The 25811-nt window shown below is 46.2% G+C and carries 24 protein-coding genes and 1 tRNA gene; 10 read left to right on the top strand and 15 right to left on the bottom strand.

Annotated elements, in window-relative coordinates:
• The first annotated feature begins 149 nt into the window (after positions 1-149).
• The gene (locus tag AZI87_RS16130) at positions 150-1220 is read left to right on the top strand and encodes a M23 family metallopeptidase (RefSeq protein WP_063209154.1); all 1071 of its coding nucleotides are present in this window, start codon (positions 150-152) and stop codon (positions 1218-1220) included.
• 108 nt (positions 1221-1328) lie between these two features.
• Complete coding sequence (locus AZI87_RS16125) at positions 1329-1625, top strand: KH domain-containing protein (RefSeq protein ID WP_063209152.1); 297 nt, start codon at positions 1329-1331, stop codon at positions 1623-1625.
• A 65-nt stretch (positions 1626-1690) separates the two neighbouring features.
• Here the strand turns inward: AZI87_RS16125 and AZI87_RS16120 are convergent, their stop codons facing one another.
• The 7 genes from AZI87_RS16120 to AZI87_RS16090 form a co-directional block, all read right to left on the bottom strand.
• A complete protein-coding gene (locus AZI87_RS16120) occupies positions 1691-2440 on the bottom strand; it encodes a hypothetical protein (protein WP_063209150.1) in 750 nt (249 codons plus the stop codon).
• A complete protein-coding gene (locus AZI87_RS16115) occupies positions 2427-4631 on the bottom strand; it encodes a tail fiber domain-containing protein (protein WP_063209149.1) in 2205 nt (734 codons plus the stop codon). The genes AZI87_RS16120 and AZI87_RS16115 overlap by 14 nt, the downstream gene beginning before the upstream one ends.
• Positions 4624-4899 carry a hypothetical protein gene (locus AZI87_RS16110; RefSeq protein ID WP_155722599.1) on the bottom strand — a complete coding sequence of 92 codons (276 nt, stop codon included), beginning with the start codon at positions 4897-4899 and terminating at the stop codon, positions 4624-4626. Before AZI87_RS16110 ends, AZI87_RS16115 begins: the two co-directional genes overlap by 8 nt.
• A gap of 207 nt (positions 4900-5106) precedes the next feature.
• On the bottom strand, positions 5107-5949 hold the full coding sequence (locus AZI87_RS16105) for a hypothetical protein (RefSeq protein ID WP_155722598.1): 843 nt from the start codon (positions 5947-5949) through the stop codon (positions 5107-5109).
• Between the two features lie 84 nt (positions 5950-6033).
• Positions 6034-7932, bottom strand: a complete 1899-nt coding sequence (locus AZI87_RS16100; RefSeq protein WP_063209143.1) for a prolyl oligopeptidase family serine peptidase — start codon at positions 7930-7932, stop codon at positions 6034-6036.
• A 31-nt stretch (positions 7933-7963) separates the two neighbouring features.
• The gene (locus AZI87_RS16095; protein ID WP_063209141.1) at positions 7964-8749 is read right to left on the bottom strand and encodes a collagen-like triple helix repeat-containing protein; all 786 of its coding nucleotides are present in this window, start codon (positions 8747-8749) and stop codon (positions 7964-7966) included.
• Between the two features lie 15 nt (positions 8750-8764).
• Entirely contained in the window at positions 8765-10165 is a 1401-nt protein-coding gene (locus tag AZI87_RS16090; protein ID WP_063209139.1) for a hypothetical protein, read from the bottom strand.
• Between the two features lie 340 nt (positions 10166-10505).
• Between AZI87_RS16090 and AZI87_RS16085 the strand changes: the two genes are divergently transcribed.
• Genes AZI87_RS16085 through AZI87_RS16070 form a run of 4 tightly spaced genes read left to right on the top strand, consistent with a single transcriptional unit; the run spans position 10506 to position 13781 of the window.
• Entirely contained in the window at positions 10506-11228 is a 723-nt protein-coding gene (locus AZI87_RS16085) for a TIGR02147 family protein (RefSeq protein ID WP_063209137.1), read from the top strand.
• Positions 11194-11793 (top strand): hypothetical protein, encoded by a 600-nt coding sequence (locus AZI87_RS16080; RefSeq protein ID WP_155722597.1) that lies wholly within the window; start codon positions 11194-11196, stop codon positions 11791-11793. The genes AZI87_RS16085 and AZI87_RS16080 overlap by 35 nt, the downstream gene beginning before the upstream one ends.
• Positions 11794-11802: 9 nt before the next feature.
• Positions 11803-12636, top strand: coding sequence for a TIGR02147 family protein (locus AZI87_RS16075; RefSeq protein ID WP_081112255.1), 834 nt, complete (start codon positions 11803-11805; stop codon positions 12634-12636).
• Positions 12633-13781, top strand: a complete 1149-nt coding sequence (locus tag AZI87_RS16070) for a hypothetical protein (RefSeq protein WP_063209132.1) — start codon at positions 12633-12635, stop codon at positions 13779-13781. Before AZI87_RS16075 ends, AZI87_RS16070 begins: the two co-directional genes overlap by 4 nt.
• On the opposite strand, the gene AZI87_RS16065 is transcribed toward AZI87_RS16070, so the two are convergent.
• A complete protein-coding gene (locus AZI87_RS16065) occupies positions 13778-15706 on the bottom strand; it encodes an alpha/beta hydrolase family protein (protein WP_063209130.1) in 1929 nt (642 codons plus the stop codon). The two genes, AZI87_RS16070 and AZI87_RS16065, sit on opposite strands and share 4 nt — an antisense overlap.
• Positions 15707-15934: 228 nt before the next feature.
• Here AZI87_RS16065 and AZI87_RS16060 point away from each other — a divergent pair, with 228 nt between their 5' ends.
• Together AZI87_RS16060 and AZI87_RS16055 are read left to right on the top strand one after the other, a co-directional pair.
• Positions 15935-17098 (top strand): hypothetical protein, encoded by a 1164-nt coding sequence (locus AZI87_RS16060; protein WP_063209128.1) that lies wholly within the window; start codon positions 15935-15937, stop codon positions 17096-17098.
• The gene (locus AZI87_RS16055) at positions 17086-17499 is read left to right on the top strand and encodes a hypothetical protein (RefSeq protein ID WP_063209126.1); all 414 of its coding nucleotides are present in this window, start codon (positions 17086-17088) and stop codon (positions 17497-17499) included. Before AZI87_RS16060 ends, AZI87_RS16055 begins: the two co-directional genes overlap by 13 nt.
• Before the next feature lie 4 nt (positions 17500-17503).
• On the opposite strand, the gene AZI87_RS16050 is transcribed toward AZI87_RS16055, so the two are convergent.
• The gene (locus AZI87_RS16050) at positions 17504-18088 is read right to left on the bottom strand and encodes a hypothetical protein (RefSeq protein WP_063209124.1); all 585 of its coding nucleotides are present in this window, start codon (positions 18086-18088) and stop codon (positions 17504-17506) included.
• 116 nt (positions 18089-18204) lie between these two features.
• Between AZI87_RS16050 and AZI87_RS16045 the strand changes: the two genes are divergently transcribed.
• Positions 18205-18978, top strand: a complete 774-nt coding sequence (locus tag AZI87_RS16045) for a hypothetical protein (RefSeq protein WP_063209122.1) — start codon at positions 18205-18207, stop codon at positions 18976-18978.
• A gap of 62 nt (positions 18979-19040) precedes the next feature.
• On the opposite strand, the gene AZI87_RS16040 is transcribed toward AZI87_RS16045, so the two are convergent.
• Together AZI87_RS16040 and AZI87_RS16035 are read right to left on the bottom strand one after the other, a co-directional pair.
• Positions 19041-22256 carry a hypothetical protein gene (locus tag AZI87_RS16040; protein WP_063209120.1) on the bottom strand — a complete coding sequence of 1072 codons (3216 nt, stop codon included), beginning with the start codon at positions 22254-22256 and terminating at the stop codon, positions 19041-19043.
• Positions 22257-22405: 149 nt separating this feature from the next.
• Positions 22406-22861: an AAC(3)-I family aminoglycoside N-acetyltransferase gene (locus AZI87_RS16035; RefSeq protein WP_063209118.1), complete on the bottom strand. Its 456-nt coding sequence runs from the start codon at positions 22859-22861 to the stop codon at positions 22406-22408.
• A 113-nt stretch (positions 22862-22974) separates the two neighbouring features.
• Here AZI87_RS16035 and AZI87_RS16030 point away from each other — a divergent pair.
• Positions 22975-23050, top strand: a tRNA-Arg gene (locus AZI87_RS16030).
• A 238-nt stretch (positions 23051-23288) separates the two neighbouring features.
• On the opposite strand, the gene AZI87_RS16025 is transcribed toward AZI87_RS16030, so the two are convergent.
• The 4 genes from AZI87_RS16025 to AZI87_RS16010 form a co-directional block, all read right to left on the bottom strand.
• Positions 23289-23582, bottom strand: coding sequence for a hypothetical protein (locus AZI87_RS16025; RefSeq protein ID WP_063209116.1), 294 nt, complete (start codon positions 23580-23582; stop codon positions 23289-23291).
• Positions 23583-23775: 193 nt separating this feature from the next.
• Positions 23776-24447, bottom strand: a complete 672-nt coding sequence (locus AZI87_RS16020; protein WP_253696928.1) for a TPM domain-containing protein — start codon at positions 24445-24447, stop codon at positions 23776-23778.
• Positions 24447-25187 (bottom strand): TPM domain-containing protein, encoded by a 741-nt coding sequence (locus tag AZI87_RS16015; RefSeq protein WP_063209114.1) that lies wholly within the window; start codon positions 25185-25187, stop codon positions 24447-24449. The genes AZI87_RS16020 and AZI87_RS16015 overlap by 1 nt, the downstream gene beginning before the upstream one ends.
• A gap of 3 nt (positions 25188-25190) precedes the next feature.
• Positions 25191-25778, bottom strand: coding sequence for a LemA family protein (locus AZI87_RS16010; protein ID WP_063209111.1), 588 nt, complete (start codon positions 25776-25778; stop codon positions 25191-25193).
• Between the last annotated feature and the right edge of the window lie 33 nt (positions 25779-25811).

The following is a 25811-nucleotide window of genomic DNA, read 5'->3' as shown; positions in this document are numbered from 1 at the left end:
GGATCCCCGTCATCCGCGGTGACATTTTTTGAAGCCAACTCACTAAAACTTAGACAGCTATTTCTTGTTTAATCGTATTAGAGGCCTTTCATAGGCTCCAAATCATGGCCTGTTCTTCGCATTTCCGCCAAAGTGGATCGGAGGAACGTATGCGAAATAAGTTTCTGTCACAGTTACTCGGAAGTCTTTTAGTAATGACTGCGACGCCAGGTTTGGCGCAGGCCTTTGAAGAAATCAATGACACGCTTTACTTGGAAAACAAGCTCGCCATTCATCTTTACCAAGCTTCTGAGCTTGCAGATGGCAAACGTGCCTTGGTCTCTGCCATTGAGTTACCAGAAGAATCTATTTTGGCGATTGATATACACAATATTAATTCCGCACTAAGTGATGCCACGAGCAGTCCCGAGCGCATCCGCTTTCCTTTCATTCCTCCCGGAAAGACAGAGGTCACTAAAAATAGCGCAGGTTTTGCCTGCGGCTTTCGCATCGTTGACGTGATGGACGAAGATATTCGCTCTGATGAGATCATGGATCGCACGGATCTTTGTCTTTCTCTTTCAGATTTAAGAGTTACTGGGGCCCTTGAAAGTAACGGTGCTGATGCTTTGCGCTCTTTCAATGAGTTCATGCAAGAAGGCCGACTGCACTCGATGAATTCATTATCGAAATATGTCGACCGCATGCGCGCAGAAAGAATTGAGTTTGGTGTCATTGAAAAGGCGGCGGTGCAAACTGTGATCAGCCCGATTAAAAACTGTGGCCGTGGATGCTTAACAGTGACAAGTGAATATGGAATGCGCAACCATCCAGTACTTAAGCGCAAGCGACTACATAAAGGTATTGATTTACGTGCAGCTACCGGCACCTCTGTCGTCAGCGTTCTTGATGGAAAAGTCCTTGCGACTCGCACAGAAAAAAATCGCCGCACAAAAAGAATTTCTGGCTACGGTCACTACGTCATCGTCGTACACCCGGGCAATAAACTTGAAACTTTGTACGCTCACTTATCTGGCTTTAAGAGCAAAGCGGGACAGTCCGTGAAGCAAGGTGATCTTATTGCTCTATCAGGAAACACAGGTATCGGAACAGCTCCGCACTTGCACTTTGAAACGCACATCCAAGGAAAACGTGGCTACGTGCCCGCAAACCCTCGCAGCTACTTAGGCTCAATTCTTTCTTCAGTAGCTTGGATCGTAAACCTTTTTAAAATCGGATAAAATCTTTGCTAGTGGAATCGTTGTGTCAGCGACGATTCCACACTTTATGGTCCTTAAGCTCTTCATCATTTACGCAATGTACGTTTCAATAGGGTCATGGAGGTTTACATGTCCGCTGCCCTATCCACTAGCCAGGCTGATGTCAGGGAATCGCTGCGCTCAGTTTTAGAATCCGTTGTCAAAAAAATCGTGACCACTCCGGAAAATATTAAAGTCACTTATTCCGTCGGAGAACGTACGACAATCTATCAAATTGAAACTGTGCAATCAGAGTATGGAAGACTAGTGGGCTCTCAAGGTCGCATGATCAATGCGTTAAGAACAGTGATCGCAGGCATGGCAGGAACTCACGGCTTTCGCGCTATTTTAAATTTTAAAAACGACGAGAAGTTCCATCAGTTCTAAAAAAAGAGCCCCCGACTGGGGGTGCTTTTGAATGCTTTAAGGTAAGACTAGGCCGAATCGCACCCTTACGGATTAATTACAAATTCTCCCACGCCCAGATACCCCGTGGTACCTAAACGTACAACTCGAAAGCGGTTTCCCGTGACACTTGCATGTGAAAAAGTAATCGCTGCGCCTGCATTTGTGAAGCCTGATAAAGTCGCTAGTGTCACCCAGCCAGCACCATCGTGATACTGATAAGATGCGCCGTTAAGATAATGTACTCCCCAAATCCCTGGCGCCTCTATATCCAACTGCCGAAAAGTTGCCGAACTCGTTGTTTTCGGTTGAGTATAAGTAACTTCAATCCAAGGTTCCGTCCCAGAACTGGTCCCCACTCCGGTTAAAGCACTGGCATCACCCAGGGCCTGGATGCTCGGTGCTGGCGAAGAATACAACGAAGGCGAAGCTGTGAGAGCCATAGCTTCGATCCGTCTCCAATCAGTACCATCACAGAACCTCAAGTTGGGAGAGTTAAACTCAATAGCGCCCGCGGAAGCTGGCGCACAAATCGACACGGGCGTGCTAACAATAATGCGCCAGTCGGTGCCGTCACAAAATCTCATCTGAGGAGAATCAAAATGAATAGTCCCGGCTGCATACCCTGAGCAACTAGCCCCGATCGAGTAATCAATAGTAAACCAGGATGTACCGTTATAATAAGAAAGGTTTTTATTTTCAAATTCAATCTTACCGGCAACACCTGCCCCAAGCGCATAGCCAGCATCCGAATAGATGATCAAAAAAATGGTAGAGAGATAACTAACGAGCTTCATAAACAGCCTTCTCCAAAGCTTCCAAGCGGCTTCTAAGCTCAGCGTTTTCAGCATCCAGCTTGCGAATTTTATTTTCTAATTTCTGCACCTGAGTTTCGACCGTGGCAATACCACGACTTTGCGCTTTCACTTTATTTGAAGTATCAACACAAAGACCGTACAGCTCTTTGGTAGACTCAATTAAAGGCGCAACAATGTTGGAATACTTAACTGCTTTAAATCCGCGCGAGTCCGTGACCACCAGTTCCGGCGCCACTTGTTCGACTTCTTGAGCAATCAATCCCAACTCGGGCGTCAGATCTGAAATCCATCGGAAGTGGACTCCGCGAAGTCTTAGAATCGTATCAAGGCCTCTCAATGTTTCCACACTCGTCTTTAAACGACTGTCCGAAGTTGAAATAAAACTAGTAGCTTTAACATTGCCACTCACTTCAAGTTTTTCCGTTGGCGATGGCACACCCAAACCTACGTTGCCACTAAGAATCACCCGCCCTGTGCCACCCGGTGTGATATTGATATTTGTATTCGACGCTGAAGTTAATGAGAGCGCGCTCGAACTACTCAAAGACGTCACTGCCGTCAAGCTTGTGATATCCCCGTTTGTCCCACTTACCGCGGCACTCAGGGCTGTTCTTGCCAAAGCGGCCGTCGTTGCACCGGTGCCGCCGTTTGCGATTGGCAGGGCCCCTGTCACGGCGCTGGTCGAAGCTAAATTCACAGCTCCAAAATCCAATGTAGTTCCTAGACTATCAACGCGCAAAACTTGATTGGCCGTTCCTTGAATATCAGTGACGTTGGCCGTCGCATTCCCACTGACACCCACGACGGATCGGGCAATACTTTGTCTGAACTTAGCACTTGTCACGACATTGTTGCCAAGGACCGTAGCCACGGATCCTGCGGTTGATACGACATCCCCTGTGAGCGCTGGCATTCTTGATGCTGTTAACGTTCCCGTAACATCACTTGTTGAAAGATCTACGAAGTCCTTAGTTGCCAATCCGCCTAAACCAGAAATTTTTCCGGCACTAATGCCGGTGGCCAGCTTGTCATTGGTAACCGCGCCGTCCTGAATTTTTGCCGTCGTGATAGTGTTATCCGGGATAGGGCGTGCATTTGTTAAACGAGAGTCATCACCCTTTACAAGCTCTGTTATTCCGGCATCGCCTGTCACAGAAACATGATAAAGAGCGGCGCTGCCCGCATTGCTGATATCACTCACCGTCAAAGGCCTAAAGGTGGGAACTCCCGCAGAGGCATTCGGAGCGGCAAGAACATAACTTGCATTTTGACTGACAAGAGAAGCCACGATGGACCCATCTGCAGTCAGTGGACTTCCTGAAACTGAAAAAATATTTGGCAAATTCAATCCCACGCTCGATAAGCTGCCACTACCGCCAGCAACAGCTTCCCAGCTCACATTTGTTCCGTCCGTGCGCAAATAAAGTCCGGCTTTGCCTGTTTGATTCGGTAAGAGACCGTTAAGACCGCCAGCAATTGAATCTGCGACTGTTGCCGTTGTCGCGGTCGCCGCATTTCCGGTGATGTTCGCGCCTAAGTTCACCCCGGTCGCATCAAAGCGTCCCAAAATCGCATCCAGTTTGGTGAAGCGACTAAAGATGCTTTCGATATTATTTTGTGTTACACCTTGAGCGCTGTTGCTCATGATAAAGTCTGCAGGCGATTTACCCTGCAAGCTTTCCGCATTCAAAGCGTAAGCCGTCGTGCCCATATCGAAATCTGCAAATAAATTTTGGCCGTCAATTGTAACGGCTAGACGAAACTTTCTTTTCGTACCGCTCACGGCAGGGTTGAACGAAGTGACTCCGCCATCAACATTTCCGGTGCCATCAAGGCAAACCAAGCCCCCGGGTTGAGATGGCCCACTTGAAATCACATGAGAGTTGTCCATGGTTTCTTTCATCGTGAGCCCGGGATCGTGACCACCAACAAGGCCTCGACCGATCCATAAGTTCAGATAGCCATCGGTAATGGCAATGCCATTAAACTGCTCTTCCCTTAAAATACAATTATTAGCTGTTAAGATTTTTGCATTTACACTTAGACCCGTGCGAGTAAAGACTTCCCCAAAAGAATTCTTAACGATGGCATGGAAAGAGATTGCGTTGTTCACCTGAGCTTCAACTTCAAACGCCATCAATAAGAGTAGGGACAGGAGAAATCTATTCATTCGATACTCCGTCAATTGCAAACTCACTCGCTGGTAATTGTTGACGCTCTGAAATTTCACCAAACGAACCACGAATCACGTAGCCGCTACCCATACTGACGGTCTGACCGTGAACCAATAAAGGAGCGGCTTTTAAGCTACCTACACTTGGAGTGGCTACAGTCTGAAGGTCGGTGATGTTTGCTTGAAGAGTACAAGCCGGCAGCATTTGCAACACCGCCATTATGAGGACTGATTTTTCAATAGAAGACTGTCTTCTATCCTTCATAATTCTCCAAACAATACAGATTCGATATACGAGTCATTTTTTGACTCCTACTTACGCATCGACAATATGCTCAAGAACCCTGAGGAGTTATCAAAGAATCTGTATCAATAGGCTTGATACATAAAGCATTGGTCGAGACATACCGAAGTCGCGCCTTAAGAAGTCATCAAAAAAAGAGCCCCCATCGGGGGCCCTTACGAGGATCCATTAATTCACACGCAAATCGTAGCGGCATTTCCAGTTCCCAACCCAATAGTTAGGAAGACCGGCACCACCGCCGTTGCAATACATATCGAGTCCAATCGTCGTATTACCTACTTGCGAGACGGTTGAAAACTTCGGATACGCATAATCGCGCACGTACGGAAGTGCGACGTGCAAAGGATATCTCATTCCACCCAAAGATGTTTTTCCGCCTTGGTTATCGATCTTGTACAGGTACACGCTCATCGTGCCACCCAATTCAAGATTCGGAACCTTAGCAAAGAAGACAGAAAAGTGCACACCCCCGTCTCGCGCGCTGACCGCAGCGACATATGGATGGTGTGTCAACTTCACATAGTCTTTGTCAGAACAAGTATTCGCGACACAAAGATAGATCTGCTCTTTTTCCGCAATCGATACTCCCGAAACCACAAAGTGCCCATGGAAATTTCCGTCGGCTACTTCGTTATGAAAAGACTTGATATAGTTTGAAAGAGCACTCACCTTCGGAGCAGCCTTCGTCGAGCTGCCATTTGTGCGGGTACTCGTACCAGGAGTCGTAGTGCTCGAATTAGATCCCGTGTTCGTGTTAGATCCCGTATTCGTGTTTGATCCCGAAGTTCCCGTGTTCGGCGTCGATCCTGAATTATCGACGATGTTTCCGTTGTCATCGACAATCACAGGTGGCACCGTGCCCAGACCTGAGGGGTCCAAACCCGACGCCATCGTCATTTCATCGAAGGTCGCTTGTGAACCGCAATTCTGAAACGACACCAGGAGTGTGCCTACTCCTCCCACGATCAGAATTCCTCTAGAAATATTCTTTTTATTAAGACTAACCATCATTCCCCCTTTTTTTACTTCGAACAAAAGCCAACTAACGAAAAATCGCTAATGAATTAGCCCCCCTTCTTATTTTGTTAGCTGTCTTTATTCCGCAATTCCATAAGTCACATTGGGAAAGCCGTTGATACCTTTTACGTATCCCGGTCCCAAATAACCTTGCATGATACGATCAGCAACTCGAGCGGCCGTATCGTCTTGCGAAGGCTCTGTCGGAAGCGCCTCAATCCAAAGGGCCCCACTGTTCATGCTCGTGCTTGTGCAACCGAGGCTGATGTCCTTCCAGACATTGCTATCTTTCTTTTTCATTCGGACTTTTTTGATTTCATAAACGGCGGGATCCAATTGGTATTTATAAATAAAAACACCATCGGAATTCAGCGTCGCGGTCTGCGTACCAAAACTTCCTAACACAGGACTGGTTTCAGTTTCACGGTAAACTCCATCAAACTCGATGACCGCGCCGGGCTCTCCCGTCACCAGCCAGTGGCCATCGATATTGGGACTTGTGAAGCGAGGAACTTCAAATGTCATAATCGGTCCTGAGATCTGCCTCAGCCCCTGCCCACATTCATTTTTAAAATAAGTTTTAGTTCCGGTGTTAAAGATCGCGGAGTATCTGCGATCAATGGTGTTCTCCATCACATTCATCAGCGACGACACAGAATTAAATTCCGGACTGATCCAGTGGCCCGCCAAATAATTGACCTTCAATTCGGTGGGAATTCCCGCTTTTTCTAAAGCCTTGGCGTATTTTAATTGCGACACATAAGGAATGAAAACATCGTGAGAGCTGATCTCTAAGTGCACGCGGGTACCCGCAGCTTTTAAAGCATTCAAAAATCGCGAGCTATTTAAATTTAAATTATTGCGAACGTAGTTGGCGTCAGAGTTTCCTGTGACCACATGCAAATACGCTTGAGAACGATTCATGCCCGTTAAACCGTTGTTTGCCACTGGATAAGAAAAATTCTTTTTCCATATATCCATAAGACCCAAAGAGTACTCAGTCATCCCTAATGTCATCGCCACGGTTGAGCCCATCAGCTCGGTGTATTCAACAATGTCTGTGACCGGAACACCCGCCAATGTGGCAACCACACGATAAGGATTTTTTTCTGGATTTGAAGCCACGGCTAAAGCCGCCGCTCCACCTCGAGAACCACCCACCGTGACAATGCGCTGAGCGTCCGCCCCAAAGTTTTCTGCCAAATCTTGAACGATTTTATTAAAGTCATCTCGAGATTTCGGATTCATGGTGATCGAAGCGCGACCACCACCGCCGTTCCATTGAATGACGATGAAAGGCTTTTTCTTTTCTTTCCAAAGCTTCATCTGTGCCGCGACAAGAGGACCCGTATCTCCACGAATAGAACTGCTGATGTCGTAAGAGCCTCCAGCTAAGACGGGATAAGTTCCTTTTGCTGCATAGCTTTTCCACTCAGGAGGAAGAAACACGTTTACTAAGGATGTTCCTTTTCTTAAAGCATAAAGCAGCTGCACAGATTGTTTATTCGACTTCAAGCTTTTTTTTGCGACAACCCAATCTGAATACGAACCCGGCTTCACCAGATCAATGGGGAAACCATTGTTACGACAAAGCTCTGCGGCCCAGTTGTTAAAGTCATTGTCGTCCATGCGGAATAAGTCAAAAGAAGTTCCCACATAAGCATTGACCGTAGGTAAAAAACCGTAATTGTAAATGCGGCGAGTTTTCAACGGATCACTTTCATTGATTTGCAAAGTGTCCGAAGCTCCTTCCACAATATCAAGCACCGTGTTCGACCAATGCGTAGGCAGTGGAAAATTTCGCACAGCTTGATTGCATGAAGCCGAGGTCGATGCGGATTGCAGCGAGTCTTCTAACGACGCTGTTGTCGTAAATCCAGAGTTTGAACAATTCGTATAGAATATAGAGGTCCCGACACCTACGAGCAACGTCAGTGACAATAGCTTGCGCCTTTTGGCAAAACTTCCTTCGGCCATCTTCCCCCCAATGGTCAGCGGATTCTTTTACTTACGGAGTCGAGCAATGTGCATCGGCCCCTTTGGCTCCAGGGACACCTTGAGGACCCGCCATCCCGGCGACTCCTGTGGCTCCCTTAGCCCCTTGAAAAGCAACATATGGTACACATCCTGTCGTGTCCGCTACGTACCCATTGAAGGACTGTCCTTCACCAATAAAAAATGACGATTTTCTTGCACACTCCAAAACCGGAGATTCTGAAGCAGAAATTTTAATACGACTTACTTCTTCAACGCCGTAATTACGAGCGTTGAATGGAAATTTTTTTTCCTTACTCGAAGGACTATACACGAACGAAAGGCTGATGAAGTTTTCAATTTGCGAGCAGTCACCGGTTGCACAAGCTGCTCTCCATTTCAAGGAAGCTTTTACCGGGCAATTATCATTGCCTGAAGCCGAGTAAGTATTGCAGGGTAGGCCATCGATACGGAAGCCACCTGTGGTTTTCGTTCCATCGTAAAACACCTGGCCGCTAGCATCGTAGAGAATGATATCGGCCGTTTCCGTCTGATTAGGGCCGCAATATTTTTGGTGCGGTGAAAGACATCGCATCACTGCATTTCGTGTCAAAGTTTCCTGCCACGCCGAATCCGAAGCGATGGCCGAAAGCAAGGAACGACGGATCTCAGTCACTTGAGTTTTGAGCATGAATTCCGATTGATCCTTACTTTGCTTTGAAAGAACCGAAGCCACCGAGAGCGCCGTCATGGAAACCAAACCGGCTGCCATCAAGACATTCACAATGCCGAACCCTTTTGAATTTAATAACAGCTTCATAACTCTTCCTCGGGTCTAATCACATCTTGCTTGCACATTGACCCATTGCCCTTTGTCGTTACAGTAAGCACTTAAATGACCACTGGCATTTTTATTGTACTGCTTAGCGGTCACCGTTTTGTTGGGAGCACTCTCGTTAAACGACCACACACAGTGTTTATTTGCGTCGCCACTCGCAGATGGAAGGGATTCTTGTCCCGCCGGGCATGTTATACCCGCTTTTTTCGGATCGTCAGGACACTTGAATGAAAGAGTCCAGTGTCCTGAATCTTGAGGACATACCGCCGAACCCGAACCACCGTTAGTACCAGAAACTTTGTGCACATCTCCAGAGGATCCCATCGGCCAATCAAAGCGACATGTGTTCTTTCCATTCGGAGATTTCACATCCTGACTTCCCTGAACACAGGTCATCGCGTTCGCATTAGGGCAAAGAGCGCGATAGTTCCAAGTTCCATCTGTGCGACAATCTGCCCAGTAATCGACAGTTGGACCGGAACCAAAAGTGGAGCCGACCAACTTCACTGTCGTACTTTCACCGTAAGCCGCAGAGGAATAGCTGAAAACACACTTGTTCTTTTTGTCAGGCGAATGAAGAGTCAGTGTCCCGCCAGCACAAGATCCTCCCGTTGCAGGCGGACTTCCAGAATAGTAAGCCACGCCATCTTTACCTTTGATCCCTGCGGGTCCTCGAGGGCCTTGAGGTCCCTGACTTCCTCGAGCTCCTTGAAAGGCAAGACTGGAAATACAACCGTGCTGATCCGCCGTGTAGGTACCGCCTGTTGCGCTTGCGATGCTGCGACCATAACCCACGAAAGACATTCCTTTGACTGCACAAACTGAAAATGGAGAGCTGTTCATCGCATGACTGCTACGGCTTAGAGCATGAATGTCATAAAGAGCTGTATTGATAGAACGTGTTCCGGCATAAGAAAATTTTATGGAGACTTCTTCAACGGGATAAAGACAGCTTTGCGTGTTGCTGCATTTTACCACCCAATTGATTTCCGCTTTGAAGTTGCAGCCGTTACTTCCATATGTACTGCAAGGTTGACCATTGGAGTAAAATCCCCAATCGGGATTATTTAAATGAGTTAATTGCTTACCCTCTGAATTAAAAAGAGACACTTTCGATTTATGTCCAGAAGCGCAGCTCGAAGGCACCGTCCGAGAACACGCCATCGAACTATTGCGGGTCTTAGTCACCGACCAAGCCGCCTCGTTCATAATCACATTCATCAGGGAGCTAGAAATATTCGTTAAGGAAACCTTATCATTAGCAACCGCATGGGAATCGGTGACATTCACCATAAGGGTTGCCGCCGACGCCGCAACGACACCGATCATGCTGATCCCTACGAGGGCCTCAACAAGGCTCATTCCCTTTTGGTCTAAAAGACGAGTGATTCTAAACATACCTGTCTATTCGGCCCGTAAAGAGACCTCTTAAGACGTTTTTTCTGGGGTTGAATTTACGAGGGGTCCCTGGAGTAGATAGTGTGTCACTGGCACTGAAACACTGAATCTGCCGGGCCGCGCGAAGATCTTTACAGGTTCTCGGAACAAAAGTTTTTATGTAAATACTTTTTTGTTTTTAAAAGCGACGCACTTCTGAATAAGAGCACTAAAAAAAGTATTTAAGCTATTGAAATCAGGTATTAGCAAATGAGCGCACAAAAAAAGCGTACACTTGTGACACTGCAAACTTGCAAATATTTGAAAGGCAAGGCTAATCTCCGCGACGAAGGAGATACGAGTGAGAAAACAGTTCCCGCAGTTCCTCAAAAAACTTTTAAAGGAGCGCCAAAGCCGCAACGAGCGCTATTCTAAAAGGGCTTTTGCGAAGCACTGTGGCGTTTCTATCGGGCAACTGAACGACTATCTTTCCGGTCGAAGAATGTGCACCGAAAAAACGGCTAAAAAAATCCTGGCAAACTTAAATCTTCCTGACAAACAAGCCGAAGCCTTCCAGTCTCCGGAAAGCTGGGAAGCATCTAAAGCTCACCGTCTTTCCTCCGAACGCTTTGAGATCATATCCGACCCCATACACTTTGCTTTTCTGGCCCTGACCACAGCAACCGACTTCGTGCTGAAACCGGACTGGATTGCGGAAAAACTAAAAATCTCTAAAGATAAGGTCGATAAAATCCTGCACAACCTGAAATCCGTCGGACTGATCGAAGTTGTTGATAAAAAAGTCGTCATACATCATGAACACGTTATAACAACTTTGGATGTTCCTTCCGAAGCCCTGCGTGCTTCCCACAAAAAATCATTGAGCCGAATTATTTCTCAATTGGACACCGTGCCCGTGGAAAAACGCGATGTATGCTCGGTAAGTGTTTGTATTGATCCTAAGAAGTTACCTTTGGTGAAAAAACGAGTTTTGAAATTTGTAGAGAAAACCGCGCGTTTTCTTGAAGCCGGAGAAAAGAAAGAAGTCTATGAAATCAATGTTCAAGTCTTTCCTTGGTCGTAGCATTCCGACTCTGTTCTTCATTTTGCTGTGGGTCCCCCAGTCGGCGCAAGCGATCTTCATTCGCGGTAACGGAGGCTTTGCCGTTCAGACTCAAGGCCTTTGGTTCGCTCAAGACGTGTTTGAACAGCAATCTAAAATAGAGGTTCTACCACGTTATTCCAAAGCCGAACTTCTTCACGCGAAAATCACCGAGTATATTTTTAGACTTCGTTACCCTGTTGTGGCGATGGACATTTACACATCTATTCAATTCGGAGACTGCACGGCTTCGGATTTCACACAGGCAGAAACGTCTTATACTTTTCATGAAACGATGCGCGTTTTACGTGAGGCCCAAGCGCAGAATAAAATCACGGATTTTAAACTGGCGGCTATCAACTTCTTTGATCCTGCTCGCAACAGTTACCGAATCTGCACAACACCAGCTTTTTACCCACTTAGTATCGAACAGCGAGCTGTGCTGATTTTTCATGAAATCGCATACATCTATCTGGAACTCGAAAAACAAAACCCTCCAACCGCTGAAGACGTTCGACGTTTAGTGGCGCAAATTCTTTTTAAATAGGTTTTTTACATGGACTTGAAGACACAGGAACTCTCTACGAACGATCTACCTAATTCCATGCGCGAGGCCTTACAAAAAGAACTGCAGCGTCGCTGTCAGGTGAACCCGCGCTATTCATTAAGAGCTTTCGCACGGGCTTTAGAAATCAACCCTTCCCATCTTTCAAAAATCTTGAATGGTCAGATCGGGATCAGTGAAGATAAATTCGAACACTTTATCACTGTCTTGAAATTGCCTAATACCATCGTTCAGCATCTTAAGCGTCGCGACTTCTTCTTGCGCGAAATTGAAAAGCAAGGCCAATGGATGGAGCGCGTAGAGAAGCAGGTTGAATTTTTAAGTTTATCGCTGGATCAATTCCGTGTGATGGCCGACTGGTATCACTATGCCATTTTAGAACTCACACGTCTGGCCGATTTTCAATCGGATGTCGCTTGGATCCAAACACGTTTAGGACTCAGTGCCAACGAGACACAAGAAGCCGTGGATCGTCTTTTTAGATTAGACATGCTTGTAAAAGCCGACGACGGCAAATGGAAAGATAACAGTGACCATGTTTCTAACGGGACTCCCAATGGCACTGCCGATGCTCGCCGTGATCTACAAAAACAGATCTTGAATCTGGCGTTAGATGCTCTTGATGACATTCCCGTTGAAGAACGTCTTCAGTCTTCAATGACGATGGCGGTAAGTAAAAATCAAATCGAAAAAGCTAAGCAAGGTATCGTCACCTTTCAAAGAGCTTTTGCCACTCTTCTTCAAGAAGAGTCAGAAAAAAAGGATTCCGTTTATAAACTTTCTATTTCGTTTTTTCCGGTAACTAAGAAGGTAGATGTTCTATGATTCAAAAGATTTGTATCACGTTGCTCTTCGCAATCTCTTGCCAGGCTTTCGCTACGCATGGTGGATCTCACTCGATTCGCCTGAACTTTGCTGACGCAGCTCGAAGTTCTGAAGAAACTCCGCAATGGAAGGAAGGCTTCGGTGGAGATTTCAATGAAATCGACGTGATCAATCTGATCGCCGCTACTCGCAGCACGCTTATCGGATTTTCAGATGAAATTTCCCGCGATCTTTTGGGCTTAAAAAAACTGGCTGAAATTAAAAAAGGGATGCAGGAGTTTGATCTCGTGATCGATTTCAGCGCCCAACCGCTTTACCTTGATGGCGTCGAGAAAACCGCTATTAGCTATCCTAACGAAACACCCAAAAGGCTAATGATCTCTCTTGCGAAATGGGAACGATTGAATCAGCCTATGAAGGAGCAATTGATCCTTCATGAGTATCTTTTGCTTTTAGGCGTGCAAGATCAGGATTACTACTACTCCCAAAGAATTTGGTTTTTCTTAACGAAATATCCAGACCTTCTTCATCGACGCACGTTTGACGACTATATCATGAAGAAGATCACAACTTGTGATGCCGCTTTTTTTGAAGAGCTGGACAATTGGAAGTTTGACTGGATTTCAATCCTACTTCAGCGTTGGCCAAATATCGCCAGCGAACCACACTGCTCCTACTTGAAAGATCGCTTCTATGTAGCCAAGCAGCTTTATCGCCCCGTAATTTTTGTGAACTCTTCAGATAGTCCGTTGGCCTTTGCTATCGGCAAACGCATTCATGCTTTAGCGACATTAAGAACCGATTTAGATAGCAGATACTACTTGGACAAGATCGAGTCTCTTCTGCTGTATTCGGCGGCGACGGAAAACTTTCCGGTCTTCATCTATCAGGATTCGCTTCCGATCTACATGACCGCGCTTGAGTATGCGATTTTTTCCTATATTGATTCTTACAAAACATCTTCAGGTGAAACCGTGCACATCTTTGATGATATGGTCGTCGATCTTTTGATCAGTTCTATTACGAAAGACGAACTAAGAACTTTCCGCACGAAGCAGACCAAGCAAACCCTATTGGACTTCGCCATCTTGAGCCGAAACGCTTACGCCGTCGAAGCCATCAAGAAACGCTTGGACCTTCCCTAGTTTGTTTCAACTATGCCGTAAGTAAGATTTGGATTTCCGTTGGTGCCAGAAACTCCACCGGCTCCTAAATAAGTTCTGGTTAAAGCGTCAGCAATTTCACCGGCTGTGGTGTCAGGATGAGGATCTACATCGCGGACTTCGACAGTCAGAGTGCCTCGTTCTAAGCTTGTAGTCCCTTGCTTTAAATCCAAACTTTGCCATTTCGATTGGCCCGGTTTTAAGATGCGCACAGACTGCACTCTATAAAAACCAGCTTCCAGCTCCAACTTTGTTATTAAAAGTCCCTCTGAGTTTAGAGTGGCTTTTTGAAGACCGAATGGAGATGTGGGCCCTTGCGCCGTTGTTGAAAATACACCGTCGTACTCTATCTGAGTGCCCGGCAAACCCGTCATGATAAGATGGCCTTCAACACTTGGTGTGACGATTCTTGGGACTTCCATCGTGAAGGCTTGCCCTGAAGTGACGACCATCTTCTTTTGAAGATAATCATTACGCCGATAAGTCGTTCTTCCGGTTTGAATCAACGAAACTGTGCTTCGAGTGGCGACAAGTTTCATGACTCTTGATAAGTTTGCGGGATCCATTCCAGTATCAACAGCGCCGTGACCGGAAAGGTAGTTCACACTTAACTCCATCGGAATTCCCGCATTTCGCAAAATACGTGCATAACGATATTGATCCGCCCACCCCACAATGAAATCATGTGAGCCAATGACCAAATACACTTGCGTTCCGGAACTCTTCAAAGCATTCACAAAGCGTGGACTCGTTAAACTTAAATTCGCATCCATCGTCGCGCGATCTTTCGACCCCACTAGGATGTGTGTGTGAGCTTCATTGCGCGTGTAACCTGTCATCTTGTTTCCAAGATTTGGATAGCGGAAGTCTTTTTTCCAAGTATCTAAAAGCCCGATCGTCCATTCGGCCGCTTGCATAAGAAAGGGAACCGTTGCGCCCGTCAGCTCTGCCAAAAAGCCAAAGTCCGCGGGGGGAACTGAGACAAACGCTCCCACGACTTTATAAGGGTACCTTTCTGGATTCGAGGCCATGGCCATCGCCGTAGCGCCACCACGCGAAGTTCCGGTCGCAATTATGCGATAAGGATCTGCGCCAAAGTGATCTGCTAAATTTTGAACGATGTCGTTAAACTGAGCTCGCGCCTTAGTGTTCACCGTTCGAGAGTTTAATCCTCCACCGCCGTTCCAAAGAACTCCGATGACAGGAACTTTGGATTCGGCCCACGTCCTGGAAACGACTTCAGGGATTTCAGACGTGAAGGACTGCTTCAGGTCGTAGGAGCCCGTAACAACAAGTGGATAGGTTCCTCGCTTTGCACTGCTTTTCCAATTAGGTGGTAAGAAGACATTCAGCAACGCTCCACTTATGCGTAAAGCATAAATCATCTGCACCGAACCTCGACCCTCGACGATTTTCTTTTTTGCGATACTCCAGTTTGAAAAGGAACTAGGACGGCGCACTTCCAAAGCGACGCCCGTCTTTTGGCAAAGATTGTTACTGAATGACCTAAAATCAGCGTCTTGATAGCGATAAGGGTCGTAGTCCGTACCGATATAGTGATCATAGTCTGGGATGAAACCATAATTGTACATACGACGAGTGCCGACCTTGTTAGGTTCACTTGTTTGCAATGTATCCGCAGCACCTTCGACGACGTCTCCTTTTTCATTCGACCAGTGGGTTGATAAAGGGAACTCGAACTGTGTTTGCGAGCAAGGAATCATTTTTACCGACTCCGCTGCTGGATCTTCGGGAATCACTTCCCCTTCGCTAGCTTGAGCTTTTGATGAAGGCTCGATGATGGCGAAACTGTCGCGCGCGCAGTTTGTGAATAAAAAAGAAAGGCCTGCAATTGCAACCCCAAACATCGCAAAATAGCGGTATCGACGCGCTGACATGAATGACATAGTTTCCCCTTAAGAAAAGTCTAACAGCTTTTCGACGCTGTAAAATCTTTTCGCCGTCGCGATCCAATCAGAGTGTTTCAGCTTCGGTGACACGAGTGTTTAGGGAGTATGGAAAAAGTGGAGATCCAGTCTCTCATTGAAACAAGTTGGAGTCCTAAGTAAACGTTTTCAGTCCATTAACCAGCGACTGGACTTAACTTTTGCACTTCCTTTGCTAGAATAAAACATATGATTTCAATGCTTCTGTTCTTGAGCTTAGCAATGGCCCATTCGTATTGCACACCGGACAATGAGTCCACTCAATCTCTTCAGCAAATCCGAGAAGGTCTGTCTCTATCTCAAAAAGACTTCTGCGCCGATCTGCAAAGAATTTCTAAAAAACAAAAGCCTGTCCATCAGCCCCTCTGCAAAGCCCTTTGGGATGATGGAAAATCCTGGTGGAAAAAAATTGCGGAAGAAAAACCGGCCGAGCTGGACAAGTCTTCTGAAAAGTATCAAAACCCTTCGCGCAACGAGATGCTAAAAAATGGATTTTCTGTCGCCACCGCACAAGACTTGCAAAAGACGGAACGAAAATTCAACGAAGTAAAAAATCGCACGGCTTCTCAATGTTGCGGAAGCGATAAGAACTGTCTTGACGCCTTTAAAGCCACGACTCTTCAATTCTGCAGCGATCCTGTCGCAGAGAAAGACCATAATGTTCCCGATCCGTGTGCAGGCACCGCGGAAGCCTATTTCAGTGTGGATGAAGATAACTATACGAAAAGCTATTATGCCGGAGTCTTTGCAAACACACCTGCATCTGAAAAGACAGAATTTCTAAAACAAGTTCGTACCACTTATTCCGATTTCAATCCTGGAAAAATATATTCAGGTTATATCAGCCTCGGGAAATACAAACGCGGCGAAACTCAAGAATTAGACTACACAATCCGCCACGAACTGGGACACGCCTGCAACTATGTTCGCTTGCAAATTGGCGAAAGAAGTGGAACGAATCTTTCCACGGCGAACGGAGCCTACGAAGGCTTCTGTGGTCACGACCCGGCTGAACACTATAATTACACGGTGATTGATAACTTGTTGGCTGGAAAAGATGCGTCGGCATTAAAACAATGCATGCGTAATAAAGTGGAAAAAGAAACTTTTGATGCCAATGATTATGCCTTCATTAAAGACAGCTGCTTTGGCTCTAAAACCGAGGAAGCTCTGGCCGATGTTTTTTCCGCGCTGACTGTCAAAGAAAGTGAGATGCCCAACTTAACAATGCAACTGTGCTTTAACTCCCCTTCCGCTATTCATTCGGCGGGCCACTCGACATTGGATTGTGTACTCATCCATACGCCAGGATATGCGGCAAAGCTTTCGAGGGGACTTTCATGCACACAGTAATAGCTGCGTTATTCTCTTCATTGCTTTCATTTGCCCAATCTCCTTTTCAGATTGAAGTCCGCAAGATCGAACCCAGTAAAAAAGCAGAACCTTATCTGGAATTTTCTTTTGATGGAAAGGAATGCCATCTTAAGAAAGCAGGACTCCCCAAAAAAATTTCGCCGTCAGATTGCAAAAAAACAACTCAAAATCTTTTGAAATATTTAAAAGAACCTAAAAGCATCGGCGACTACCTGCATCCGCACCGTCGCTATTATCAAGTGAAAGTTGAAGGGGCTGAAGGAACATGGAGTCGCATTATACTTCGTGAAAAGACCCGCGTGTGCACTGCGAGCGGCCATTGCACCGAGCCCATTAAGACCACCCCTACGTTGATTGCTGAAGAACTTCTAAAGATATAGCGATCTATTTATAAAGAATCAGGTTCATTCCAGGCTCTTTACTTTGCGAATGCAAAACCTTTTTAAATCCAAGTTCTGAATAAATGGCTTCGCGCAAGAGCATCCCTTCACGAGCACTGAAAAGGGGCCTGATTTTCCACTTATTCAAAAGCCAATCTTGAATAGCCCGCGTGATGTCTTTTTCCAGTTCTCGCTCCCCTTCCACAACCCAGAAGTCAATGCGGGCGTCGTGGGTTTGGATAAGCTTTTCTTGTTCCGAATCTAAGACGTAGTTTTCTAAGACCGAGCTGAGCGGGTTTACGTACAAACTTCCGTAACAGGTCTTCTGATCCAGGGAATAAATCATGTAACCGTAAGCAGAGTGATCGATATTGTCCTGAAGGTGACTTGCCAAATCCTCTTTGTTTTGAAGCGCAGTGAATTCATCTTCGGGCCAAGTGGACTGACTCCACACTCTTAGAATATTTTTGCTTTTCATAACCGCTTCATAGTCGGACTGATAAAAATCCGTGTTCGTTGGAAATAGCAAAAATTCTTTTGTTTGAAGATTTTGAGGGTTCTTAAATGACGGCGTGAAGATCGAATTCATCCTTGAAAGTTAAACAAGAAAACCTGTTTTACCAAATGCTATTTCTTTGGGAGCCAAAATTCTTTGCTTTACCGTCTTAAAAGCCCGTGCTACGACTTCCTTGAGGGGATTTATTTATGAAATATTTAATTTTTACCGCTGCACTTTTCTGCGGTCTTTTCTCTTACGCTCAGACTGTAACCGGTATTAAAAACAGCCAGGCCATGGTGACTCTGGAAGGCAACGAAGGTTTGCAAAAAGGAACCTCCGTCCAATTTCTCAATCATGAACTGGAAATAGTGGGTCACGGCGAAGTTATCAAAATTTCAAATGGCGGAAAAAAAGCGCTTATCAAGATCCAAGCTGGAAAAGTTCAACCTGGAATGACTTTGGAAAAAGTGCCAGCGCCAAGTCAGGCAAACACAGATGCAACAACTTCGGCTCCGGCTCCAAGTATTTCCTATGCGGCTTTAAGTGATAAAGACAAAGACATTTTAGCACGCGGTGAAATCTCAAGAACTCGCTATGTCGTTGGCGGTATTTTAGGTACTTATCCTTTAGGATTGGGAATCGGTCACGCCGTGCAAGGTCGCTACACCGAAAAAGGATGGATCTTCACTGTTGGAGAGTTAGCCTCTATCGCAGCCCTGGCAGCGGGACTAGGAAACTGCACATGGTCTTCCTATGACAACGACAACTGTGAAAACAGCGGCGGACTGATTTTCTTGGGCGTTTTTGGCTATGTGGGTTTCCGTATCTGGGAAATCATCGACGTCTGGGCCGCACCTCCAGAACACAATCGTCGCTATCAACAGCTTCAATCCATGTATCCCGGTTCAGAGATCACTTTCCAACCTGGCTTCATCCCCATGGCTGGCGGTGGTGGTTTAGGCTTTCAAATGACGTTCTAGCTCATCCGCCACAAAGTCCTGTGGGCGTCAGCTCCAAGGAAACAGAAGCTTCAGAAGCGACCTTACTCTGGAATGCCGCCTTCTAATTTCTGCAAAGAAATTTTTGGTTTTCCTGTGACTTCATCCACAGGAACTCGGGAGTTCAGGTTTCCCCAAAACAAACCTGTGCCCTGATCATCGATACTTAGCTCCCAAGCAGGAAGCTCCCATGACACAGCTACAGGCTGTAGTGTGACTGCATCCGCCACGACGATTTCACCGACATCTGTAGAAAAGTAATATATTTTTCCATCCTTAATAAACCACGACGATTGTTGATCAAAGTCAGCTGGTGGTTGCCATGAGCCCCAAGAATTAGAAGCATCGACCGTGGCGACCCCTTGTCCGTAATCGTCGTTGAGCATGTAGCCATACTGGATATACAGCTTGTCGCCAAGAGTCTGCACACGGACGCCCGCTGCAAAATCATAACCGGCAGTACTTAACGGATTCCAAGGCAAGATGTTACCCGTTGCCATATCAAAAGCAGCCAATCCAGTGCGGGCCTCACCATTGGCCGAAGTAAATTCTCCACCCATATAAAGGACGCCCTGATAAGCTTTCATAAACATCGCGGAACCGTCTAGCGAAGGCTGCCAAGTAGTTAAACTGCCCGCTTTAAAAGAAGCTAAGCCAGTTCGTGCGTTTCCATCAATATTACCGAATCCACCAGAAAGAAAGACGACGTCACCAACAACCTCCATGGTTTTAATGGGCCCATCAGTCGCGTGAACTTGATATGTACTAGAGTTTAAGTCCGCCACGATAAGTTTTCCAATAGGATTCCAGTTTTCGTCAGGTCCCTCGCCAGCAATGTAGAGAAGGTCTCCGACCTTGCGCACGACTGCTACGGATTGAAGTTCTTGAGTCATATTTGGAGAAGGAATCCAATCTAAAATTTCTGCCTCATTCAGATTCACAAGAACTGCACCATAGCGTGCGGGTCCACCAAGATCAGCGGCGCCAACAAAGATTTCATCATCACTGAGCGCCAAGCCTTTGATAGGCGTTGAGTAGGAGCGCACAAGTGTCGAGATCGAAGACTCTGAAAGATCAGTGCGAAGACGAATCAAATCTAAACCATCGGCCACATAGACTTGACCGTTGCGCACGACCAATGCGTCAGGTCGGTCCCCATCAAATCCTTGTCCTGTTACCATGAGTGATCCGCCGGATTTTAGATCGTAAGCGGCCACATTTGGATTTTGAACGTCATTGAAACGACCCACGATATAAAGCACACCCTCGTTAATCTGGAAATCAAAGACGTCATTGATATCCGTAATCGTTGGTTGCCATGGCAGGACATTGCCACTCTGATCAATCGCTGCGAAATACTCGCGAGTCTGAAGATTGATCCCCACGGGCTGAGTGAAAAAACCATGAATGTAGACAGTGTTATTAAATTCTTGAACGAATTTAACTTTATCAAAGGTACCCGCAGTCGTGATGGGTGCCCAAGATTTTAAACTGAGGTTCGCGATATTCAGGGCCGCTAAACCATTTCTTCGCTGTCCCAAGATGTAATCAAAATCACCACTCAAATAAAGGGTTTGACCATCTTGGGAGACTGTCATTCCCAGAACATCGCCTCCCTGAACTTGGGCGTCGAAGATTTCAGCGTCCCCGGTTTCCGCATCGAGCACGGCAAAATCACTGATCACAGGTGCGCCGATACTTTGAAAGGTACCACCGACAAAAAGGCCTCCAGCCCCTAGGGCCACCGTCGACACTCCATCTCCACCAGCCGCATTGACATTAAAGTCTTTCACGGCTCCAGCGCCGGTCGTTGAAACGGCCGCGACTCCCGAGGCGTGTTTGCCACCGATAATACTGAAATCGCCATTTACATAAAGAGTTCCGGCTCCGTCGTACACCATGCCTCTGATAGTGTTAAAATCTGCCGTCTGAGTTGGATTGGGGTTCCAAGTATCTAAAGTTAAATCGCTGGTATGGTACCGGGCCAAACCATGATAAGGCGTTCCGCCGATATTGGTAAACCAACCACCAATATAAAGATATCCGTCAGCATACAACACGCTGCTAATTTCTGAAGTTGGCGTCGCTGTGGGATTCGCAAGCATATTTCCATTTTCATCAAAGATCGCAAGAGTCGAGCGATTCACACCATTTACTTTGAAGAACCCACCCACGGCATAAAGTTTAGATCCGTCGTAAGCTAAGCCCGTGAAACCCGAAATTGAGGACGCTGACTTTTGCCATAACAAGGCACCCGATGTTTTATCCAATGCAAACAAGCTGGGAAGGGCACTGTTATAGGAGTTGATGCGCGAAACAAAAACTTTTGTTGAAGTCACAACAATGTCAGTCACCGCCGTATAAGCTGGAGTGATAGAAGGAGTCCATGAAGAAACAATAGCGCCAGTATCGCCTCGTAACGCGACAACAGGAGTCGATGCAAGAGTGGGTGAATTTAAATTCGAACCACCCACGTAAAGTGTATTTGTAGATGAGTCGAACTCTAAGACTTTAACATTTCCAAAAATTTGAGCATTAAAAGAGGTGTCCAACTCCCCATTTGCGTGCAAATGAATGACTTCACCGACATACGCTCCTTTATATTCAGAATTACTTAAGCCGACGTAAAGCCCCCCCTGGCCATCACTGACCGAAGCTTCAACCCCGTCTGTAAAACGAATGTCTGAGGCTGACCACTTAGCAAGGCCCGTCGTTGTGTCTACGACGGCTCCATTGGGATTGCTGATACTGGTGAAGCGACCGCTTACAAAGACTTTGCCGGCTCCTACAGCCATAAAAACTTCATCTGTCGCACTCACACCATGCGGAAGATTTCCAAAGGCCACAAAATCTTTATTCAAAGATTCATCCGAGTTGATACGAGCCAAACCGGCGCGTCCCACTCCCCCAACTTCGGTGAAGCTACCAGATATATAGAAACCACCGTCTTTATCTGAGACAGTTCTAGTGAGTTCCCCTCCAGATACGTTCACGAGTGCCTTGGACTCGTTCAGATTGCTTCCATAAATTCCAAATCCACAATTTCCAATCTGAGTAAAATGACCATAAAGAAAGCTCCAACCATCCCCCACATCAACAGGACTAGCATAATCACCATTCACGCAATAGGTAGGTGCGGACGCTTTTTCGATATTGTTATTAGAAGGAAGAGAAGAGTGAGATCCGCCGCCCATCAACTGAGCATCCAGACTGCAACCAACTAGAGATAATCCGACAACGAACCAGACAAGGTATTTCATACATGTAATGTATCGGTTCAGGGACGTAACAACTGAACATCTCTAAGAAAAAGATCATCGAAAAAACACAATTCTTCCCGGAAATTCTCAACTTCCTACGAAAACAAAAACGCCAATCACATTCTCGTTCCTCTCTCAGGACGTATGTTCTAGTTGTTTTGTTCGATAAGAATATCAAAGTGCAAAGGCTCTTCCTTGGTCCCCAAAGATTCATAAAGTCGAATCGCTGGAGTGTCTGGCTTATCTGCTTGAACTAAAATAACCCAGGCGCCGATTTCTTTTCCGATAGATTTAAGATGCAAAATCATATCTCTAGCGATACCACGACGGCGATGAGTTTCGGCTACAGCAAGATCATAAATATAAATTTCGCTGCGCTCTTGTTCGTACTTTTCCATCACGTAGGCCACCAAGCCACCGACCACCGTGGCACCATCGAAGGCGGCTAAGACAATCACATGGGGCTTTGACAGAAGCTTTAAAAGATAGGGATCGCTGGGCTTTTTAGACAGATGAGTCTCTGGATCGGCAAAGGCTTCCGAAAATACCACGTTAAGGTCTTTCAGCGACTGAAGGTCCGTGCTATTTAAACGTCGAATAGTCATAGACCGATTGTAATTCGGTCGAAACCCTCTGTACACAGGCGCTAGCCATGTGCAGCACAGGGAGGGATTCTTGCCACTGGCAGAGGGAAGCGATAGTCTAGGAGCTCTATTGTGCAGTCGTAGTTCAATGGATAGAGCACTTGGCTTCGAACCAAGGGGTTGCAGGTTCGAGTCCTGCCGACTGCACCACTCTTTTTTACTTCTTCTGTTGGAATACGGTCTTTGATCTTTGTTGGTTGCTACGTCAGGACGCGAAAAAGCGCGCATTGAGCGCGCTTTTCCTAGGCGCTCGACATTTGCCGCCTTCGCGGCAAGAGCCTCGCGCATGCTCCGCGGTAAAAAACGCCACCGGCGTTTTTTACCGCGGGCACAACTGCCGACTGGGCCAACTGTGCGAACCCTGTCCCTTTTAGAGGGGGCGTACTTATTATTGAGCTAGAAACTCGTTGATAATCTGATCTGCGGAGTCTTGCGAATATTCATGTGACAAAAGCATCTGAGATAGAGTGTAGATTTCTTCGTTACTTAAACGAGATTTTACACATTTGTCTGTCACTAATGCTTCTACTGTTTGTACTTCGATCGTTTTATAAGGCAGATCAATAATTCTGAGTTGTTCAATTTTGTTTACGGTTTTCTTCGATACAGTACAATACTTGTTCGCAGCGAATGCCGAGTTTGAAGCTAAAACGAAAATAATGGATGCAAATACGGATTTCATTGAAACTCCTGAAGGCTTTAATTATTCAAACAAGACGTATATACTTTAGCCTGACAGATCCGTGTTAAATTTTGCCAAAAGATGAAAAACCTATCAGGACTGTATTCTAAATGGACAGTCGAAACCGCCCCCCATTGGTAATAGAGTCGTTGGAAGTTGATAGCGCTGTATTAATGAATTCAACACGCACTTTCTAATCTTTGATAATCAAATGATTCGTCAGTTCGTTTTCAAGGTTTCCTGAAATAGGAAAATGCTGCTTTAAAAGATCGCCACAGCGTTCGATAGCTTTTTGATATCCGTGCGACCATTTTCCATCATGAAAGTGCGCGCGCATTTCAGCTAAGATCTCATCCCAGGTGTTGCTAGGAAGTTTTTTAGCAATACCTTCATCCGCCAAAATCACAGCTTTCTTTTCCATGACCGAAACGAAAATCAAGATACCCATCCCGCCTTTTGTGCGGTTGATGCGATTCAGGTAAAACTCCAACTGAGCACGGCGATGCACTTGATCCACTTCATCTTTTTCGGGAACAAAGATTTTTTGAATGAATTTGCTTTGGGCTAACAGAGTCGAGCCATAGTAAATGGCAACGATTAGAAAGGGCCATGCCCAAACCCAGGGCTTCACCCACAACCAGTCGCTATAAGGAATTTCCAAGATAACAATGAACAATGTAATTAGAAGAGTCAGGCTCAAAGGCACATGCCCCACAGCAGAAGATCGGCGCACGATAACAGGCACGATTTCTCCATTGGTGTGCTCTTCTGCTTTCTGAATAGCAGCTTCAATCTCCGTCAATTCAGAAGAAGAAAGATAACGATGAATCCAAGCCATTGAGCTCTCCACTTTTTTAGACTCCATTACCAGTTCCCCGAAGCGCCGCCGCCAGAAAAGCCGCCGCCGCCACCGGACCAGCCGCCTCCACCGCCGCCGCCAAAACCACCACCACCAAATCCGCCGAAGCCTCCGCCGCCACCACGATAGTAACGACCGCGACCGCCGCCGAAGCGACCTAAGAAGGAGATAATGATAAGGATGATGATAATGACAAAGATCGGAATATCTCCGCCACCTTTGCTTTTTTCGGTGGAAGCTTGTTCCGTGATTCCGTTTTGTTCGGCAAATTCTTTATCTGCAAGACGAAGAATTTCGTGAACACCGACGACGATACCCGCCGAATATCTTTTTGAACGGAAAAGAGGAAGCACCTGATCGGCGATAATTCTTTTTGCATAGATATCCGGAATCGCGCCTTCCAATCCCTGACCCACTTCAATGCGCATCGCGCGTTCTTGCGCAGAAATTAGAAATAAAACGCCATTGTCTTTTTTTGCATCACCCAATTTCCATTGATCCGTGATTTCGATAGAAGCTTGCTCGATCGGAAGACCTTGCAAATCCGGAACAATCAAAACTTGCACTTGAGCGACGCCGCGACGATTGAAATCGTAAAGAAGCTGCATCAGCTCCTGACGATCTCCACGAGTCAGAAATCCAACCTCGTCAATCACCGGCCCCGTTAAAGCCGGTGGATTGAACTTCGCCTGAGCCACACCCAGACTAAGAAAAAGAAAAAAGAAAGGAAGAACAAAAAAGCGCATTTATTAGAATTTCACTTCTGGAGCTTTTTCCGCCGTCGCTTTTTCTTCTGCGGTCATATCCCACTGAGGCATTTTTTCGAAGTGATACATGATCGAGTTCGTCCAACTTGTCGGAGGAACTGTCACGAGATTGTTGAACGAATTGATCGACTCAATGTAACGCTGACGAGCCACAGTGATACGATTTTCAGTGCCTTCCAATTGCGCTTGAAGATCACGGAAATTCTGATCCGCTTTCAAGTCAGGATATTTTTCAACAACCACCATCAAACGGCCTAAGGCTTGCGACAAACCTTGTTGAGCTTGTTGGAATTTCAATAACTGCTCTGGTGTCACCTTTGAAGGGTCGATCTGATTCGAAGTCGCTGCCGCACGCGCCTCAGTCACCTGAGTCAAAGTCTCTTGCTCATGCTTGGCATAACCTTTAACCACATTCACTAAATTCGGAATCAAATCAGCCCGACGTTTGTATTGGTTATTCACTTCTGCCAACGCCGCCTCTGTCGCATTCTTACCTTGCGGCAAAGATTGGATCCCGCATCCCACCAAGAATGGCATTACAAAAAGCACAACTATCATTAGGTTTTTCATTCGTTTCTCCGTTTATTCGCTAGAAAGTATAGC

Origin of the sequence: Bdellovibrio bacteriovorus, assembly GCF_001592745.1 — a bacterium.
GTDB classification, from domain to species: domain Bacteria; phylum Bdellovibrionota; class Bdellovibrionia; order Bdellovibrionales; family Bdellovibrionaceae; genus Bdellovibrio; species Bdellovibrio bacteriovorus_B.
Note: the sequence above shows the minus strand (reverse complement) of the source record. Positions and strands in the feature narration are given on the sequence as shown.

Bases quoted from the DNA above. Each gene is read 5' to 3' on its own strand.
- AZI87_RS16130 (WP_063209154.1), top strand. From the start codon at position 150: ATGCGAAATAAGTTTCTGTCACAGTTACTCGGAAGTCTTTTAGTAATG.
- AZI87_RS16125 (WP_063209152.1), top strand. From the start codon at position 1,329: ATGTCCGCTGCCCTATCCACTAGCCAGGCTGATGTCAGGGAATCGCTG.
- AZI87_RS16120 (WP_063209150.1), bottom strand. From the start codon at position 2,440: ATGAAGCTCGTTAGTTATCTCTCTACCATTTTTTTGATCATCTATTCG.
- AZI87_RS16115 (WP_063209149.1), bottom strand. From the start codon at position 4,631: ATGAATAGATTTCTCCTGTCCCTACTCTTATTGATGGCGTTTGAAGTT.
- AZI87_RS16110 (WP_155722599.1), bottom strand. From the start codon at position 4,899: ATGAAGGATAGAAGACAGTCTTCTATTGAAAAATCAGTCCTCATAATG.
- AZI87_RS16105 (WP_155722598.1), bottom strand. From the start codon at position 5,949: ATGATGGTTAGTCTTAATAAAAAGAATATTTCTAGAGGAATTCTGATC.
- AZI87_RS16100 (WP_063209143.1), bottom strand. From the start codon at position 7,932: ATGGCCGAAGGAAGTTTTGCCAAAAGGCGCAAGCTATTGTCACTGACG.
- AZI87_RS16095 (WP_063209141.1), bottom strand. From the start codon at position 8,749: ATGAAGCTGTTATTAAATTCAAAAGGGTTCGGCATTGTGAATGTCTTG.
- AZI87_RS16090 (WP_063209139.1), bottom strand. From the start codon at position 10,165: ATGTTTAGAATCACTCGTCTTTTAGACCAAAAGGGAATGAGCCTTGTT.
- AZI87_RS16080 (WP_155722597.1), top strand. From the start codon at position 11,194: ATGAAATCAATGTTCAAGTCTTTCCTTGGTCGTAGCATTCCGACTCTG.
- AZI87_RS16075 (WP_081112255.1), top strand. From the start codon at position 11,803: ATGGACTTGAAGACACAGGAACTCTCTACGAACGATCTACCTAATTCC.
- AZI87_RS16070 (WP_063209132.1), top strand. From the start codon at position 12,633: ATGATTCAAAAGATTTGTATCACGTTGCTCTTCGCAATCTCTTGCCAG.
- AZI87_RS16065 (WP_063209130.1), bottom strand. From the start codon at position 15,706: ATGTCATTCATGTCAGCGCGTCGATACCGCTATTTTGCGATGTTTGGG.
- AZI87_RS16060 (WP_063209128.1), top strand. From the start codon at position 15,935: ATGATTTCAATGCTTCTGTTCTTGAGCTTAGCAATGGCCCATTCGTAT.
- AZI87_RS16055 (WP_063209126.1), top strand. From the start codon at position 17,086: ATGCACACAGTAATAGCTGCGTTATTCTCTTCATTGCTTTCATTTGCC.
- AZI87_RS16050 (WP_063209124.1), bottom strand. From the start codon at position 18,088: ATGAATTCGATCTTCACGCCGTCATTTAAGAACCCTCAAAATCTTCAA.
- AZI87_RS16045 (WP_063209122.1), top strand. From the start codon at position 18,205: ATGAAATATTTAATTTTTACCGCTGCACTTTTCTGCGGTCTTTTCTCT.
- AZI87_RS16040 (WP_063209120.1), bottom strand. From the start codon at position 22,256: ATGAAATACCTTGTCTGGTTCGTTGTCGGATTATCTCTAGTTGGTTGC.
- AZI87_RS16035 (WP_063209118.1), bottom strand. From the start codon at position 22,861: ATGACTATTCGACGTTTAAATAGCACGGACCTTCAGTCGCTGAAAGAC.
- AZI87_RS16025 (WP_063209116.1), bottom strand. From the start codon at position 23,582: ATGAAATCCGTATTTGCATCCATTATTTTCGTTTTAGCTTCAAACTCG.
- AZI87_RS16020 (WP_253696928.1), bottom strand. From the start codon at position 24,447: ATGGAGTCTAAAAAAGTGGAGAGCTCAATGGCTTGGATTCATCGTTAT.
- AZI87_RS16015 (WP_063209114.1), bottom strand. From the start codon at position 25,187: ATGCGCTTTTTTGTTCTTCCTTTCTTTTTTCTTTTTCTTAGTCTGGGT.
- AZI87_RS16010 (WP_063209111.1), bottom strand. From the start codon at position 25,778: ATGAAAAACCTAATGATAGTTGTGCTTTTTGTAATGCCATTCTTGGTG.